Origin of the sequence: Vibrio sp. 10N.286.52.C3, from assembly GCF_041468865.1 — a bacterium.
Taxonomy (GTDB): Bacteria; Pseudomonadota; Gammaproteobacteria; order Enterobacterales; family Vibrionaceae; genus Vibrio; species Vibrio crassostreae_C.
The window spans coordinates 60,942-61,184 of sequence record NZ_JBFRJM010000011.1; the positions used below are offsets into that span (position 1 = coordinate 60,942).

General features: G+C 51.4%; 1 protein-coding gene. It reads left to right on the plus strand.

Going from position 1 to position 243, the window contains the following annotated elements:
• The coding region (locus tag AB4138_RS04460; protein WP_372305114.1) for a hypothetical protein at positions 1-243 on the plus strand (243 nt) is incomplete at both ends.

Consider the following 243-nt stretch of genomic DNA (forward strand, 5'->3'; position numbering starts at 1 on the left):
TCTGGCGATGCCAAGAAAGACGCAGTCGCTGCGGCTATTGCTCGTGCTAAAGCCAAGAAAGCTCAACAAGCAGAATCAGCTACTCAAACCGAAAGTGAAGCACCGGTTAAAAGTTCTGGCGATGCTAAGAAAGATGCTGTCGCTGCGGCCATTGCTCGCGCTAAAGCCAAGAAAGCTCAACAAGCGGAGTCAGCTACTCTAACCGAAAGTGAAGCTCCGGTTGAAAGCTCTGGCGATGCCAAG